15 protein-coding genes and 1 pseudogene are annotated in these 17296 nt (G+C 35.6%); 9 read left to right on the top strand and 7 right to left on the bottom strand.

Going from position 1 to position 17296, the window contains the following annotated elements; all coding sequences use genetic code 11:
• Positions 1-220 precede the first annotated feature (220 nt).
• The 3 genes from ABH966_RS07585 (at position 221) to ABH966_RS07575 (ending at position 2455) form a co-directional block, all read left to right on the top strand.
• Positions 221-814 carry an NADPH-dependent FMN reductase gene (locus ABH966_RS07585; protein WP_370077263.1) on the top strand — a complete coding sequence of 198 codons (594 nt, stop codon included), beginning with the start codon at positions 221-223 and terminating at the stop codon, positions 812-814.
• A gap of 79 nt (positions 815-893) precedes the next feature.
• A complete protein-coding gene (locus ABH966_RS07580) occupies positions 894-1832 on the top strand; it encodes a ring-cleaving dioxygenase (RefSeq protein WP_370077262.1) in 939 nt (312 codons plus the stop codon).
• 14 nt (positions 1833-1846) lie between these two features.
• On the top strand, positions 1847-2455 hold the full coding sequence (locus ABH966_RS07575; protein WP_370077260.1) for a flavin reductase family protein: 609 nt from the start codon (positions 1847-1849) through the stop codon (positions 2453-2455).
• A gap of 49 nt (positions 2456-2504) precedes the next feature.
• Here ABH966_RS07575 and ABH966_RS07570 read toward each other — a convergent pair whose 3' ends face one another.
• Positions 2505-3440, bottom strand: coding sequence for an aldo/keto reductase (locus ABH966_RS07570; protein ID WP_370077258.1), 936 nt, complete (start codon positions 3438-3440; stop codon positions 2505-2507).
• A 132-nt stretch (positions 3441-3572) separates the two neighbouring features.
• Positions 3573-4325 carry an IclR family transcriptional regulator gene (locus tag ABH966_RS07565; RefSeq protein WP_370077256.1) on the bottom strand — a complete coding sequence of 251 codons (753 nt, stop codon included), beginning with the start codon at positions 4323-4325 and terminating at the stop codon, positions 3573-3575.
• Between the two features lie 264 nt (positions 4326-4589).
• Here ABH966_RS07565 and ABH966_RS07560 point away from each other — a divergent pair, with 264 nt between their 5' ends.
• A complete protein-coding gene (locus ABH966_RS07560; RefSeq protein WP_370077254.1) occupies positions 4590-6023 on the top strand; it encodes an alpha/beta hydrolase family protein in 1434 nt (477 codons plus the stop codon).
• Between the two features lie 46 nt (positions 6024-6069).
• On the opposite strand, the gene ABH966_RS07555 is transcribed toward ABH966_RS07560, so the two are convergent.
• Positions 6070-7005: a MerR family transcriptional regulator gene (locus ABH966_RS07555; protein WP_370077356.1), complete on the bottom strand. Its 936-nt coding sequence runs from the start codon at positions 7003-7005 to the stop codon at positions 6070-6072.
• Positions 7006-7460: 455 nt separating this feature from the next.
• Between ABH966_RS07555 and ABH966_RS07550 the strand changes: the two genes are divergently transcribed.
• The 4 genes and pseudogenes from ABH966_RS07550 (at position 7461) to ABH966_RS07535 (ending at position 12099) form a co-directional block, all read left to right on the top strand.
• Positions 7461-8861: an amino acid permease gene (locus ABH966_RS07550; protein WP_370077252.1), complete on the top strand. Its 1401-nt coding sequence runs from the start codon at positions 7461-7463 to the stop codon at positions 8859-8861.
• A 968-nt stretch (positions 8862-9829) separates the two neighbouring features.
• Complete coding sequence (locus ABH966_RS07545; RefSeq protein ID WP_370077250.1) at positions 9830-10882, top strand: AI-2E family transporter; 1053 nt, start codon at positions 9830-9832, stop codon at positions 10880-10882.
• Between the two features lie 291 nt (positions 10883-11173).
• Positions 11174-11437, top strand: a pseudogene (locus ABH966_RS07540) (CD3324 family protein).
• Positions 11438-11559: 122 nt separating this feature from the next.
• Positions 11560-12099 (top strand): GNAT family N-acetyltransferase, encoded by a 540-nt coding sequence (locus ABH966_RS07535; protein WP_370077248.1) that lies wholly within the window; start codon positions 11560-11562, stop codon positions 12097-12099.
• A gap of 59 nt (positions 12100-12158) precedes the next feature.
• On the opposite strand, the gene ABH966_RS07530 is transcribed toward ABH966_RS07535, so the two are convergent.
• Together ABH966_RS07530 and ABH966_RS07525 are read right to left on the bottom strand one after the other, a co-directional pair.
• The gene (locus tag ABH966_RS07530; RefSeq protein WP_370077246.1) at positions 12159-13508 is read right to left on the bottom strand and encodes an MATE family efflux transporter; all 1350 of its coding nucleotides are present in this window, start codon (positions 13506-13508) and stop codon (positions 12159-12161) included.
• Positions 13495-13962 carry a GNAT family N-acetyltransferase gene (locus ABH966_RS07525; RefSeq protein WP_370077244.1) on the bottom strand — a complete coding sequence of 156 codons (468 nt, stop codon included), beginning with the start codon at positions 13960-13962 and terminating at the stop codon, positions 13495-13497. Before ABH966_RS07525 ends, ABH966_RS07530 begins: the two co-directional genes overlap by 14 nt.
• 181 nt (positions 13963-14143) lie before the next feature.
• Between ABH966_RS07525 and ABH966_RS07520 the strand changes: the two genes are divergently transcribed.
• The gene (locus ABH966_RS07520) at positions 14144-14974 is read left to right on the top strand and encodes a MerR family transcriptional regulator (protein WP_370077242.1); all 831 of its coding nucleotides are present in this window, start codon (positions 14144-14146) and stop codon (positions 14972-14974) included.
• A 37-nt stretch (positions 14975-15011) separates the two neighbouring features.
• Here the strand turns inward: ABH966_RS07520 and ABH966_RS07515 are convergent, their stop codons facing one another.
• Positions 15012-16421: an alpha/beta hydrolase family protein gene (locus ABH966_RS07515; protein WP_370077240.1), complete on the bottom strand. Its 1410-nt coding sequence runs from the start codon at positions 16419-16421 to the stop codon at positions 15012-15014.
• A gap of 126 nt (positions 16422-16547) precedes the next feature.
• On the bottom strand, positions 16548-17189 hold the full coding sequence (locus ABH966_RS07510) for a TetR/AcrR family transcriptional regulator (protein ID WP_370077238.1): 642 nt from the start codon (positions 17187-17189) through the stop codon (positions 16548-16550).
• Between the last annotated feature and the right edge of the window lie 107 nt (positions 17190-17296).

Genomic DNA, 17296 nt, shown 5'->3' with positions numbered 1-17296 from the left:
TCGTTATAGTGATGAGCCATATTAATTAAGAAAAGCAGAGATGTTGATACCATAACATCTCTGCTTTTTTAAAACATTAAACAAACATGTTGACGTAAATTGAACCATCGTGTTATTATTATCTCGAATTCAAGATAAATAAATTCAAGATAAATGAATTCGAACCTTTTAATCCATGTAGAAAGTAAAGTTTTACTTTTCATCATAAGGAGGTAATCATATGGGTTTTTTAAATAAATTATTTGCTTCAAAAAAAGAGGAGGAAAAAACAATGGCAGAATTAAATATCGGAATTATTATCGGATCAACACGCGAAGGTCGTGTAAGTCCACAAGTAGCACAATGGGTAAAAGAAATCGCAGATCAACGAGGAGATGCAAACTATACAATTATTGATATCGCAGATTACAAATTACCTTTACTAGGTGAACCAGGGCAAGACGCTTCAGGCGCTCAAGCTTGGTCAGAAATCGTTGCAAAACAAGATGGATTTGTATTTATCGTACAAGAGTACAATCACTCTATTACAGGAGCTCTTAAAAATGCACTAGATTATTTACGTGTAGAATGGAATAACAAAGCTGCAGGTATTGTATCGTATGGTTCTGTAGGTGGTGCACGTGCAGCTGAACATTTACGTGGTATTATGGGTGAGCTTTTAATTGCAGATGTCCGTGTGCATCCAGCATTGTCACTATTCACAGACTTTGAAAATGGTACTGATTTCAAACCAAAAGCAGTGCAATCAGATTCTGTTAACCAAATGTTAGACCAATTAATTCCTTGGTCAAAAGCTTTATATACAATTCGATAATATGTTCAAAGATTGAGGTAGAACGTTATTGGATAAAGTATAGGTGAGAAAGACATTTATCATGAAAGGGACTGTTAACATGAAAAAACATACTGCGGGTATTCACCATATCACAGCCATTGTTGGGCATCCACAAGAAAATATTGATTTTTATGCTGGTGTATTTGGCCTACGTTTAGTTAAACAAACGGTAAATTTCGATGACCCGGGCACATATCATCTTTATTTTGGTAACAAAGGTGGTAAACCTGGTACAATTATTACATTCTTTCCATGGGCAAATGCTTATCAAGGACGTATTGGTGATGGTCAAGTTGGCGTAACTACTTATGTTGTACCAGAAGGAGCACTACCTTTTTGGATTAATCGTCTTGCAAAATTCAGTATTCCATTCCAAAAAGCTGAACGCTTTGGTGAACAAGTAATACAATTTGATGATCCACACGGACTTCATGTTGAATTAGTTGCACGTACAGAAGGCGAATTGAATGAATGGACATTTGGTGAGGTAACTCCTGAGGTTGCGATTAAAGGATTTGGTGGTGCAACACTTTATTCAAGTCACCCAGAAGAAACAGCAAAAGTCTTAACCGAAGTTATGGGGCTTGAGAAAGTAGCAACGGAAGGCGAGTATACTCGTTATAAATCCATTGCAGATATCGGCAATACGGTAGATTTAAAAGTTGTTCCTGGTATGCGTGGTCAAATGGGAGTCGGAACAGTTCATCATATTGCCTGGAGAGCCCAGGATAATGCGGATCATCTAGAATGGCAAGAGTATGTAATGAATCATGGACAACATGTAACTGAAGTGAAAGATCGTAATTATTTTAATGCGATTTATTTCCGTGAACCCGGTGAGATTTTATTTGAAATTGCGACAGATCCACCTGGATTCGCTCATGATGAAACACCTGAGACAATGGGTAGCCAATTAATGTTACCATCTCAATACGAACAGCATCGTGAACAATTGGAAAGAACATTAATTCCAATCAAAGTGCGTGCGCTTGATTAAAGGAGATGGGACGTTTGATTTCAATTGATCCTAAGAAAAATACGGAACGTGAGAATTATAAGTTATTGATTGGCAGTATTATTCCGAGACCTATTGCCTTTGTTACGACAAAGTCAGAGCAAGGGGTCATCAATGGTGCACCTTTTAGTTTTTTTAATATCGTGTCTTCCAATCCACCGATGATTTCTCTGGCCGTTCAAAGACCAAATGGGCGCTTAAAAGATACCGCTCGCCATATCCATCATCATCAGCAATTTGTTGTGCATATTGTAGATGAGGATAATGTTAAGCAGGTGAATGAAACGGCAGCTTCATTACCTGTAACTGAAAGTGAAATTGATCGAGTTCAATTTACATTAACCGATAGTGAGCTTATATCTGTACCAGGTATTCAAGAGGCAAAGATTCGAATGGAATGCCGTTTAGTACAGACGATTCCTTTAATGAATGGTGACGAACAGACAGGTGATTTGTTTATTGGTGAAGTCGTACAATATCATATAGATGAGACCCTTTATAATGAAGGACGAATTGATCCAAGAAAACTAAAAGCAGTTAGCAGACTAGCCGGCTCAAATTACGCAAAAATTGGAGATATATTTGAGATAGAACGTCCAGAATAAAAAATAAAATGCGAAAATGTTGACTTAACAGCATTTTCGCATTTTTACTTTATCCAAAAATTCTTTCGATATTCACTAAATCTTCTTTTGTTAATGGGATATCGCTTGCTTTCACATTGGTAGCCACTTGGTTTTTATGTTTTCCGCCTGGGATAACTGCATCAATACCATCTTGAGCTAATAACCAAGCAAGCGCTAGATTTGGTAATGTCGTTTGTTTTTCCCCTGCAATTCCTTTTAATCCATCTACTTTTAATAATGTTTGTTCAAATAATTCACCTTGGAATAAAGGATCCGAAATTCGCCAGTCTCCAGTGCTTAACTTAAAGTCTTTTGTATACTTGCCACCAAGTAGACCATATGCAAGTGGACCGTATGGAATAAATGAAATATCATTTTTTACACAGTAAGGCAATAAATCTTGCTCTGCTGAACGGTTTAACATATTGTACGGAGATTGTAACACTGAAATATCATTGTGCACATTAGCTTCTATAAGTTGATCTAATGTAACGTTTGAAATGCCAATTGCTCGGATTTTTCCTTCCTCTTTTAAGCGTGATAATTCACCAATCGACTCTGCAAGAGGGGTCTCGTTGTCTGGGAAGTGTAAATAGTAAAGGTCCACATAATCCATCTGTAGACGATTTAAGCTATTTTCAAGTGCACTTCGTAAATATTGCGGATGATTATTTGTTTTTACTGAACCATCCTCAAACCAGTGTCTACCTCCCTTTGTCGCTAAAACAAAATTTTCCCTTTGATATTTATTTAATACTTCGCCAACAAGTTCTTCTGAACGCCCTTTTCCATATATGTCAGCTGTATCGAAAAAAGTTATCCCTAAGTCAAGGGCAGCGGGGACTAGCTCTTTCCCATTTTGTTCATTTAAGTTTTCATATAAGTTATGGCCACCTACAGCATTCGTCCCAAGACCAATTTCGGAAATCTTAATATTTGTTTTTTTTAATGTATGAAATTTCATATTCCTACCTCCTCTGTTTTCTGTAATCAGAATAGAGTAAAAAAAATATTTTACCAACATACAAAGTTATAGTTTCATATATAGAAACAAAAGCGTTTTAATTGCAAATAGAAGATCGGTTGAAATTTTCTTTTATGCTAACAGGTAATTGATTTCTTCCGTCAATTGCTTGCTTGCCTCTTCTAACCTTTTGACAAATGACCGTATGGCCGTTTTCTTAATTTGATTCGTCGAACCGTGCAAAGCAATTGCGCCGATGACTTCTTCATTCACATAAATCGGAACTGCAATACAAATTTTACCTACATTCGTTTCTTCGTGATCAACAGCATATCCCTGTGCTTTAATGACCTGTAAATGAGGAATCAATAGGCCATAATCATAGAAGGTTTTTGTTGTAAATGTATTTAGTTCAATACTATTTAATAGTTCACGTTGTTTTTTAGCTGACAGATGAGCTAATACTACTTTTCCGAGTGCGCTTGAATGCATAGGTGTCCGAGTATCGATTGCTTGATAAGCAGGATGTTCAAAAGGCTCCCTAATCACATTTTTTATCACCATCTCACAATCTTCCAAAATACCAATGTAAGTAGTTATTTCTTCTTGGCGAGCTAATTGATATGGCGCCACGAGAGACGTCCATTGGATATCTTTGTGCCAATATAAGTGCTCATCCCTAAAGATATGCGGATTTAATTGATAATACTTATTATATTTAATTACATAATTCATTTTTTCTAGCGTATAAAGCATGCGAAAAACGGACGTCTTATTCATTGATAGTTCTTCCATAATTTCAGTTAATGTAAGAGAATGCTTTTGACGTAATACATCTAAAATCAAAAGACCCTTTTTTAATGTTGATACTTCATAGGAATCCATGTTGCCCTCCCCTAACTTCTCAAATAACTTATTATAGCCTATACAAAGCCATGAAATACTCATAGTAACCATTCTTACTATTATAACGGTAATCTTTTATAACTTCTCAATCTTCAAATATAAACGATCTCAAATTTGTAAAGTAGTGGACAATTATAAAAAATGTCAGTGTTTTTTTGTATGAAGTGTTGATTCTCCTCTTACTGGAGGTAATACACTTTGATTTGAATCAGCAAGATCAAAAAAACAAGGAGGTTTTTCATTATGAGGTCTATTGAATTGTTTTATATCATCTTTAATATTGTTTTGCTAGGTTGGTTAGTCTTTGGTAGAAACAAGTCACGGCAAGGGGTGCTGATAGGTGGTGGTATGTCTATTCTATTTCTGCTTGTCCATGGGATCATAGAAGGTATGCGCTGGCAAATGATTCCGACCTATTTAATGACATTATTTTTTATCGTTGTTGTTGTGATAAGGCACTTTTTTAACCCAAAAGATCAAAAAGAACAACAATCAAATATGTGCCGATCACGCGTTGTTCTTAATTCAACATTAGCTGTACTTTATTCTGCTGTAGCAGTTAGTCTGCCTATCGTGCTTCCGGTATTTACTTTTGAAAAGCCAGTGGGTCCGTACAAAATTGGAACAGTCACCTACGATTGGGTGGATACTCAAAGGGAAGAGACTCTTACACCGGAGCCTGATGACAAACGCGAATTAATGGTACAAATCTGGTATCCTGCTGATACGACTGCTAAAGGTAATACGGCTCCTTATATTTCCGATTCTGATGTTTTTGCAGAGGGGTATAGTAAAATCCTGAATTTACCGAAGTTTTTATTTGCAAATTTTGGTTATGTCAAAACACATGCTATTGAGAACGCTGAGATTTCTAATCAGGAAACAACCTATCCGGTGCTCCTGTTTTCTCATGGTTTTAGTGGACATAAAAATCAGAACACTTTTCAAATTGAGCAATTAGTCAGTCAAGGCTATATCGTGGTAGGTATGGATCATACTTACAGTAGCACGACTTCAGTCTTTTCTGATGGTCGTGTAGCAAATTACGTGCCTCAAAAAACTGAATCAATTGCATATTTAGATAAAGCAAATGAAGGTTGGGTAGAAGATGCTAAATTTGTGCTGGATCAAGTGGAGCAGCTGGCCCAGAATGATCCTGAAAACCGTTTTACAGGTCGAATGGATATGGAGAATGTAGGTATGTTTGGTCATTCCTTTGGTGGAGCAACAAGCACCCAAATGCTAATGACAGATTCAAGAATAAAAGCAGCTCTTAATATGGACGGTGTTTTATATGGAAAACTCCGAGTTCCTGTGGATGGGCTGAAGAAGCCGTTTATGATGATGAGTGCCGATGACACAATCAGAGAGGCGAAGGAAACGGATGGTAAGGAGCTCATCGAGTTTGTAAAGGAAACTTTGCCACGGTACGAGTATGTAACTGTGGGAGGAAACTATTGGATGAAAATTAAAGATATGAAGCATATGGGCTTCTCCGATTTATACCTGTTTTCACCGCTTTATGAACGGATGGAAGGGGTCGACATCCAAAAGGCATACCGATTAATTAACGATTATTCATTGGATTTCTTCGATCATTATTTGAAGCAACAGCCATTCAAACTATTGGAGCAAAATATAGGCGATCATCCAGAGTTTACGTTACTGAAAGGTTGACTACCAAAACGAATAGTTGAGGGTGTTTAGCCCTCGATTATTCGTTTTATGATTCTTCCATATGTTCAAGCCGCCATTCTATTCCTTGAAATAGTAATTGATTGGCTTTTGAGAGTTGGTAGTATTGTGGGCTTAGAATAGCACATAACGTTTCGCATCGTTCGAGTCGTTTGGTTTTGGTTAATTGAATATATTCTGTAAAGTAGCGGAAGTGATCTTCTTTATTGTCCAATTGCTGTGAGTTCGCATACAGCCTAGCAGTGTCGTCGATAATGGTCTGTACAATTGGACTGTTGGCAGGCAATTTTTGCTTCAGCGCCTTATTCAATCGATCATGGATGTTCTCAAGCTTTCTGACCAATGTTGTAGCATTATATTTTGACTGATGAACAATATTAAAGTACAGAAATTCAGTATTTTTCAAGTCTTTTATAAACTGAGGATCATTTATAAGCTCCTGTAATTCATGCCAAGTAGCTGTTTGTTTGGCGGAGCCTTTCACTTGATTAATAATATATTTATCAAAATAATAAAAAAACGAATCTTTCCACTCTTTAGGAATGCCAATTAATAATTGGCATTCCTTCAATTTTTTATCGATAAATTGTTTTTTATGTTCGGTATTTATTGTTCGTTCGTTTACTAAGTTATGAATATACTGCAATGAATCCCCGTCATGTTCCTTTGCTTGACGAAGAATCGATATCATATCCATAAGCGTAGTAACCTGTGTCTCCATCGATTCGATCTGCCAATCAAGTGTTTTATCAACTGATATTTCTTCAGATATCATTTTGCTTATTTCATCAATTCCGAAATCCAGATAACGCAGGTTTGTAATCATTTCAAGGCGCCATATATCTTCAGCTGTGTACAATCGATGTCCACCCTCAGTATAACTTGTAGGTTTCAGCAATCCAATTTCGTCATAGTAACGGACTGTCTTTATCGTGGATCCTATCATTTTAGCTGTTTCACCTATTGAATATTTTTTTCTTCCAAATGATTACACCTCCTGATTGGATCACTTATATCTAACAATGATAAATAAACAGAAGTCATTATGCTAGTAAAGAATTTATTTCTCTTATTTTACGATAAACGGGAAATAGATTAATCCTTAAAAGGTCGAATGACATAAATTGCAGGAATCAATAACAACTATTGCATTAGGAGAGATCGAGAGAAAGGACTTATCAGGCAAGTAATGCTGATTATGGCACTAATTGAGGAATTGGACTTGCCCACTGTGAAGTTTAGCTTCTTCATCAGCAACGTAACATAAGTGAACTATTAACTCGTTTTCTAGTAAAAAGGTAAATTGTTATAATAATCAAATTGTTGACTCAATTCGAAAATGCAGATAATATACTGTTTATTGATAAAAATACATAAAAATGAAATTTATTTTCTTTTTTTGAAAGTGGAGTGGTTATTATGGCGAATTTTTTACGGAAGAAGTCCATCGAGCAAGCCAATAAAATAACTGAAGTCGAACGTTTTAAACTTAAGCGTGAACTAGGGTCGTTGCAATTATTGCTGTATGTACTAGGGGCTACAATAGGAGCTGGCATTTTTGTACTGCCAGGAACTACAGCTGCTCTACATGCGGGTCCTGGTGTCGTTGTTTCATTCTTAATAGGGGGTCTTGTAACAATAGCAGTTGGATTAGCCTATGTCGAATTCGCAGCGATGGCCCCTGTTGCCGGGAGTGCTTACACCTATTCTTATATTGCGTTAGGTGAAATGATTGCTTGGATAATCGGTTGGGATTTATTATTAGAATTTATCGTTATTTCTAGTACAGTCGCAGTTGGCTGGAGTGGCTACGTCAATTCGTTTTTACAATCTGTGGGAATTCACTTGCCAGAAGTTTTAACAAAGGATATTGCTCATGGTGGGATTGTGAATCTACCTGCTGTGGCTGGTTGGCTTATTGTAGCTTGGATTTCAATGAGTGGAATTAAAAATGTGGGCCGATCAAATATGTTATTTACAGCTGCTAAGGTTGGCGCGATTATTTTATTCCTTGCTATAGGGGCTTTTCACGTTAACCCTATAAACTGGACACCGTTTACACCATTTGGCTGGTCAGGTGTAATGGCGGGAGCGGCACTAGTGTTCTTTGCCTTTACCGGATTTGATGGTGTAACAACAGTTCTTGAGGAAGTAAAAAATCCACAAAAAACAATACCAAAAGCTTTAATTGGTGGTCTAAGTATACTAACGCTTATTTATGCAATTGTTGCACTAGTATTAACAGGTATTGTACCATCCCCTGAGTTGGATGTTCCAAATCCTACTGTATATGCACTAGAATCTGTTGGGATTCAATGGGGAGGTGCTATCATTGCAGTATCAGTTATTTTTGGATTGCTTGCTACGATGATTGCAAATACAACAAGTGCGACACGCGTGCTGTTTGCAATGAGCCGAGATGGACTTCTACCAGAACGTATTGCACAAACAAATAAAAAAACAGGAGTACCTGTATTATCAACTTTAATTGTAGTTGTAACAGGCATTCTCTTATCAGGATTTTTATCGATCGGAGAATTAGCGGAATTTGCTAACATCGGCGGTTTAACTGCTTTTGCTTTAACAACAGTTAGTGTTGTTGTTCTTCGCTATACACGACCAAATCAACCACGTGTATTTAAAGTACCTGCGCTATGGCTTGTAGCAACTGTAGGTGTTGGAGGATGTATTGTATTAATTTTTAGTCTGCCGCTATTTACTATCGTGCGCTTTTTGATTTGGTTAGCGATAGGTTTAGTTATTTATATAGGCTATGGATACAAGCATGCTAAAATAAGCTCTAAAAATGAAGATCTATAAATATGATGAACACCTCTTTAGCTCTAAAGAGGTGTTTTTATAACTAAATTAAATCAGAGCTGGACGCACATCCTTGTAAAGATTGACATATTATAAGTTTAAATTCCCTTACATATCCAGGATTCAAATTCAAACATGAAAGGTGATTGCCAAGAAAGTCGTTTATTATTAGCTTTTTTGTGCCGTATTTATTTCCCCATCTAAAAAACATTATCTTCGTTAAATCTTGAAGTTTTCAAGATTCTTCACCTATTTCTGGTTCCAACTTCAGTTGAGTGAATGGCTCTTCGGCTTTCTCCATCCAATTTGTCCAGATACTCTAAGGTACTGTTAGTTCAAATTGATGTACATAAGGAGCAACTAGTGATGAATGTCCTTTAAGGTTTGTAACTTTCAAATACGCCATACTTTCTATTATTTTCAGTTTAAAATTTTTATAAGAATATCATACTGAAACTGAGGAGTAATGCCAAAATCTGCTCTTGATTACAAAAGTATTTTTGGATGAAAGCACATGGAACGGAGGGAGGCTTAGAGCCTGTGAAATGTGTACCCCTGGAAGTCATGTGAAAATTTTGGTGAAGAGCAGAAACAAAAGAAAAAAATTATAATTTTAATACTATTATAAAAGAACTTACATTGGATATGATGGTGTTCAAAGGGTTATAATAGACTAATAGAATTAAGGCTTATAACGCTGATACAGCTTTCAAAAATATTGTTATTAATTTGATAAGGCATACTATTCTTTTCGCTCCTTGGATGCATTAATTTATTATGAGACTTATAAAGCGCAAGTATTTAAGTCTTATTCTAAGTATTAATGGAAATAATAATCCAATGAAGGGGGCGTTTACATAAGAATGATACGTAATGTTTTACATCAATTTATTAATTGTTTTTGTTCATTTGATAGCGAAACCCAGGCAGTAAAGGCAGCAAAGCCGTTTTGTAGAAGGAGTGAATACATGAGTAATTTCTTTCGAAGCAATGGATTTAAACGTTTTTTAATCCTAGTTGGGATCGCTATTGCACTATATATGATGCGAAGTATGATCAATCTTATTCTTCTCACGTTCATTATTACTTACTTGATGAATCAACTTACCACGAAGACAACAAAAGAGGTTAGAAAGTACGTACGGATGGGCGAGAAGGCTGTGACAGTTACCCTCTATCTTTTACTTGTTGCAGGTATTGTTGCAATTATCTACAAGTATTTGCCTATCGTGACCCAACAAATTACACAGCTCTTTGATCTTATTGCTAGCTTTAGTCTCAATCCAAATGATAACGAGATTGCGAGGTATTTAGCTCCAACCTTTGACAAGATTGAACTGGGTAAATATTTAGAGCAGGGTGTAGACCTCACGCTAAAAAATCTTACGAATATTGGTAAAATCATTCTGCATATTTTCATCGCATTAATTTTGAGCTTGTTTATTTTACTTGAGAAGAAACGTATTATAGAATTTACAGCAAAATTTAAAGATAGTAAAATGAGCCATCTCTACGATGAACTACATTATTTCTCAAAGATATTTATTCGTTCTTTCGGTAAAGTTATTGAGGCGCAGTTCATTATTGCCGCTGTTAACTGTGGTTTATCTGTTATTGCATTATACATTATGGGCTTCCCGCATTTAATTGCGCTAGGAATTATGCTCTTTATACTGGGATTGGTGCCAGTTGCAGGGGTCATCATGTCCTTGATTCCTCTAACTATAATCGCATACAGTATCGGTGGTCCTATGTACATTGTCTATATTTTGATGATTGTTATGGTACTACATGCATTGGAGGCATACTTCTTAAATCCAAAGCTGATGTCTGCCAAGACGAATCTTCCAATTTTCTATACATTCATCGTCATTCTCTTCTCAGAGCATTTTCTTGGTGTATGGGGATTAATTATTGGTATTCCATTATTCATGTTCCTTCTGGATATTCTAGGAGTTACATCCTCAGAGGATGAACTGGAACAGGCGATGGAAATACAAGAGGATAAAAAAATTGAATAAAGTTTTCGTTCAAAAAGGAATCAAGTGTGTATGATTCCTTTTTATTTTTGTTTATAGAAAATATTTACATATGCTAAGATGAACTATGAATGTGTTGACAAGTTAGGGGGGAGAGAAGTGAGTAAATCATTAAGTTGCTAGATACGAAAGCAGCCCATGCAAAGCCTAATTTTGATATGGCAATACTTTGTATGGGGTGAATTCCAATATTTGCCTTGAAGTATTTCTTATAAAATTAGCTTTGCTACCTTGTTTTATTAATTTCAAAATAAAAATGAGGGGTTGGCATAAATGGCTTATAAGAAGGCTTCAGTTATCTTACCAAAAGAGCTTTTATTAGAAATCCAAAAATATGTTCAAGGTGAAACGATTTATATTCCTTAAATAGAAAACACTTATTTAGAGTGGGGTGCTCGTTCAGGCACAAAGAAATATATTGAGGACAGGAATAAGTCTATAAAAGAAGCGTTTACGAATGAAGCTTCAATTGAACAATTATCTACGGAGTATCATTTAGCGGTAGAAACGATTAAAAAAATTGTATATACGAAGTAATTTTTAAAGCACTAGCAGTGGATATGTTAGTGCTTTTCATATGTCTAAAACGTTTCTAAATTAAACTAGGCATACTCTTTCTACTACAAATCTTGTTCAATAGTTAAAGGGAGGGGTTTTTTATGATTGCAGGGCAAGGTGTATTTTTAAGACCAATTACAGAAAAAGATGTTGATAGTATCTACAAGTGCTTTCAAGATGAAGAAATTATGTATATGACAGGTACACGTAACATTTTAACGAAGGATCAGATTAGAGAGGCTTTGATTCGATTTAGCGAAGATTCCACACGCCATGATTTTGCTATTTGTTTAGTAGAAAATAGCCAAATTATCGGTGATTTAACCATTATGGAAATAGACTTAGACAATAAAAAAGCAATATTTCGCATAGCTTTACATAGTATAGAAGATTGCGGCAAGGGATATGGGGCAGAGGCAGTTCAGCTTGTTCAAAAATTTACGTTCGAGGAGCTTCAGCTTAATCGCCTAGAGTTACAAGTTTTCTCTCATAATATTCGGGGAATCAAATCGTACGAAAAGGTAGGCTTCAAAAAGGAAGGAACTTTAAGGCAATCCTTATATATGAACGGTAAGTATTTTGATGAAATAATTATGAGTATTCTCCGTGATGAATATATGCAATTAAAAAAGAGCCATTAGTATAGCTAACCCCCTCTCGATTATTGTATTGAAAGGGGGTTAACTTTATTTATATTGCTTTATTTTAAGGAACTTGCTTCTGAGAAAATAGTATGTGTTTTTTTCTTCATAAATATAAAAATTAATAATGCGGTAATACCTTCAGCGACGGGGAATGTCCACCAAATAGCTTGTGGGCCAAGTAATTTAGGCAATAGTACGAGAGCAGGGATAAATAATATAATACTGCGAAGTAACATTATGGTTGTTGCAAGACGAATTCTTTCAATAGATTGGAAGAATTCCGCAAAGACCATGTTCACTCCAAGGAATACATATCCAATTGCAAAGTGTACAAAGCCTTGAGCTGCCATATTACGAATTTCAAACGTACTATCACCGAATAATGCTATTAGCTGAGAAGGGAATAATGTAGCAATTATGACAGTAGTTAAACCTAGAATAAATGCAGTGGCTATACCGATTTTCAATAACGCTGTTAATCTCTCAATTAATCTCGCACCGTGGTGATAACTAACGAGAGGCTGTAGGGCCATGCCGATACCAAGGAATACAGTTAATAGTACGGTATGAATATAGTTAATCATCGCGTAGGCGGTTACTCCATCTGAGCCCAAATAGTGTAAAAATGTCACATTATATAAAATAACCATAACAGCGACGGAGGCCTCAACAATAAAGCTTGGTAGCCCAATAGCAAAAATTTTCTTTAGATCAGATAGGTTGATAAAATTACGCACAAATTTTAATTCGGATTGCTTTCGGAAGAAATGTAGGCAAAGCACCGACATACCGATTATTGTGGAAAGTGCTGTAGCCAGGGCACAGCCAGTTACGCCGTAGTGGAGCACGAAAATAAAGATGTAGTTTAAAATAATGTTTAACACAGATGTAGTGATTAAACCCATCATCGCAAGCTTTGGATTGCCATCATTTCGAATGAAAATGCTTAGTAAGTTTTCAATTGTGTAGAACACACCGAAAATCAAAATAACATGTAAGTAGTCTTGTACATAAGGAAAGGTAGCATCACTTGCGCCGAATATATAGGAGATTTCCTTTAAATTGAATAAAAGTATTAGAATCAGCGTCATAACGACAACGACCATTGCTGTAAATGCTAATGTAAAGAGCTGGTTCGCTCTTTTTTTATTGCCCTCACCGAGAGAAATTGAAAATAGTGTTGCCCCACCCATACCAATCCAAAGGGAAATAGAGAGTAAAATCGAGAATATGGGTACAGCGATATTTACTCCAGCTAAAGCGGTTGGCCCCACTCCGTGACTAACGAAAATACCATCCACTAAAATATTGACTGACATCAGCAACATACCAATCATAGCTGGAAATAAGTATGATAAAAACAAGGGCTTCAGTGGTCTTGTTTCAATTGGATTAATGGTAGTCATGAGCATGTACCTCCTTTACCATCACCTTTTCGCCTTTGTCATCTAGCTCACCGTTAAAGACGAACCCAAACTTTTTATATAGCTGAATAGCTACTATATTATTGTCATAAACGCTTAAATATATATTTTGACAGCTGTATTTAGCTACTAAATAATTTATTAGCTGCTGTAAAAAGTATTTTCCCAATCCTTTGTTCTGATAACGCTCATCAATGAAATAGCGATCCAACCAAACACGTTTTGTATTGTCCTTATGTGGGAACACACCATACATAGCGAAGCCGACTGCAATATCTCCTCTATACAATCCAACAGGAATAAAGCGTTCGTCTATTTCTGCTTCCGCTAAACATTGCTTTGTACTTTCAATAAAATCTTGCTGATGATCAGCAATACGTAATGCTAATACTTTCTCTTTGTTTAAAGCCGTAATGTCACGAATTTCCGTGAACATAATGTCAAAACCTTTCTATTTTTAATTTCTTTCAGCCGGTCCCGGACGCATTGTTTATCTGTGCGACAGCAACAAATGTTTTCTGTAGCGACAGCTACAATTATGTCGTGGCATAATTGATTGTGAATAGCTACAATCTAATGTATATAGTAACTATATGGTCAAGGAGGGAAACTTAAAAATGTTTAATAAAAATGTAAAATATTTTACAACTGGTGAGTTCGCCAAAATTTGTAAAGTCAATAAACAAACGCTAATTTATTACGATCAAATCGGTTTATTATCCCCAATTATGAAGGATAGTAAAGACTACCGTTATTATTCCATTGCACAATATGAATTTTTTAGTGTGATTGAGCTATTAAAGGCGGTTGGTATGTCTTTAAAGGATATTCAAAAATATATGGCAGAAAAATCACCTGAAAATTTCTTAGAATTAATGTATCAGCAAAAGGAAATTGTAGCGAAAAAACGTCGAGAGCTGGAGATGATTGAAAGCATTATTGATGTAAAAATCGATTTAACAGAGGAAGCCTTACACATTGATTTTGATAGTATTACGGTTGAGCATCTGCCAGTGGCCACATTGTATTTAAGTAAAAATATCGAGGATTCGACGGAAGAACAGTTTACGAAGGCTATTTCAGATTTTATTGATGAATTAGATCGCTCTCAATTAGACACAGGTTATCCCATAGGAGGGATTACAAGAAGAGAGCAAGTATTAGCCGGCAACTATGATAATTATAGTCATTTGTATATAGAGCAACCACACCCACGAGAAGGTCATCCTTATTTCGAGGCGATTGAAGGAGATTTTATTGTTGGATACCATGTAGGAGATTCTACTACACTTGGTGAAACTTACGAGCGATTATTTAAGGTTATGCAGGAAAAAGGTTTTGAACTAGGGCAGTACGTATTTGAAGAATATATTTATGATGCTGTTATTAGAAATCGTGAAGAGGATTATGTAACGAAAATTATGATAGAAATTAAAAAAGGTTGTTGATAAGTTAACTATCAACAACCCGGCTTTCCAATATGCTTTAGTGCAACGTTAAGTTTATATCAGGATGTTCCTTCTGAATTTCTTCTAATTTATTGTCATTGATTCCTTTTAAATTTTTATTAAAAAAGCCTACTGACAATTCATTAATCAGTTTAAAAATAGCATTCACATCTGCGCCAGATTCATTAATAATTGGTGAAACTGCTGCTAAATCTGTAAAACTTCCATGATTTGTTTTTGGAATAATAGCTGTGTAAACACCAGGCTTTTCAATCGTTTTATTTCTTAAATAGGATTCTACAAACAATTCATCTCGATTACCTGGTTGTTGGCTATATGCTTCTTTCATAAAATTAATGGATGCCTCCGCATTCAAAAGCATAAACGGCTTTTCTGGGCCATTTGTTGGCATAGCGTCACCATATAAACCACCATCCATATCAATTGCCGCTTTAATGCGATCATCTTTTACAAGCATTTGTGCAGAAGTCGCACCACCAAAAGAGTGGCCGAGCATACCAATATTGTCATAATCAATTAACGCTGCAATTGCTTTAAAATTCTTATCAAAATCACCTTTAATGACCTCATCTAAAACAAATGATGTATCCTGTTCCCAAAGCTTGATACGACCACTCAGGAAGGTAATTGTATTTTCAATTGGTGTAAAATCCACACGATCTCCATCTGGAAATACAGTTGTTGTCGCATCACCTGTAAAGTTTAGAGCGACAACTACATAGCCATGGCTTGCTAACTCCTCTAGTTGGAAGGTGTTTTGGCGACTATATAAACTCATTCCATGGGCAAAGAATAGAAGCGGGAATTTGCCTTTTGCCTTTATCGGCGTCGCATCTTTATAAGAATGGGTTTCCGTCAATCCTAAATGTGTTGTAGCGATATACGGAAAACTTTGTGTGATTGCTAATTGTTGTGTTAAGGCCTCTATATGTTCAAAGTAAGGAGAGAGCTGTCCAGTCCCTTTTTCAGCAGGATAATAGACTTGTATCATTAATTCTCGATTTACCTGATGATTAGGTACGACAAATTCTTTACGATTCTTATCGATGAGGTGAAATTCCTGGGTTCCTACTGAATATTCACCTGTAGGTTCAGAAAAAGATATGATTGGAAAAAGCTTTGGTAAGGTGAACATTCCAAATGCTGCTGCAGCAATACCTACAAGTTTAAAAATCTTCATACTTAATTTTTTTGAAACAATCGTGCTTTTAGGCTTTACAAAAACCTGCAGTGTCAATACTAATGAAACAATATAAGCAGGGATTATACGCCAGTTAGCGCCAATTGAAATAATTGTAGCTAATAGTAATATATAGTTGGCAACTAACATAAAAACATTAATTTTAGTTATCCCACGCTGTCTAAAAGTCAGTAAAATGCTTGATAATAATAAAACAATCGTAAATATAACTTCTAAGGTTTTCATATTACATCTCCTTTTACATACATGCGAATGTATGTAATTGTTCGGTGGTGTAGAATTACAAGCAGTCGATACATACATACAAATGTATGTATGTGACTAAAATAATAAACTACATAAAGTAGTCTACTATTCGTGAACTTTATCAAATAAAGCTAAAAAAACGTTCTTCAATTCATCATTTACCAGTGGCATTCCAATCCCTTCGAACAGTAAACTAATATGTTCGATTTTTTGAATAAACTCAGCTCGGCTTACACGAAATATTTCTGGATTCATCCAAATGTCAAAAAGCATTGTGAAGGTCTCAGCTGCTTGCTTCGGAAAAGCAATTTGTAGTGATCCGTCTCGATTTCCTTCTTCAATAATTTTTTGAATGCCTGGCGCAACAACCTGTATTCCTTCTGTGATGCGACTATAAACAAACTCAGCAGAATTCATTTTTAAAGGGATGGTGGATAGGTTTTCTTCTTTGACACTTTGAGAAATTGAAAAAGAAATTCCTTGCCTTAAACGTTCTAAAGCATTTAAGTTTTCTAAATCGGATATTTCATTAAAATAATTATTTGCCATCAGCATTTCTTTTGTAATGGCATCAATAACATCAGCACGTGTTTTAAAATGATGATAGAAAGCTCCTCGAGTAATATCTCCCACATCATCTACAATCTCTTGAATTGTTACATTGTCCCAACCATTTACAGTGAATAATTTAACAGCTGATTCAATAATTCTTTTTCTTGTAACTTCTGGATATTTATTTCTGGCCATAAAATATCTCCTTATAGATACATTCGAATGTATTTATAATAATAGAGTGAGACATTTTAATTGTCAACAACATACTATTTAATTCAAAGCAGTTAGAAAAGAACTAA

It is taken from the genome of Lysinibacillus sp. RC46, assembly GCF_041262385.1.
Lineage (GTDB): Bacteria > Bacillota > Bacilli > Bacillales_A > Planococcaceae > Lysinibacillus.
This window is presented reverse-complemented; position numbering and strand designations above follow the sequence as displayed.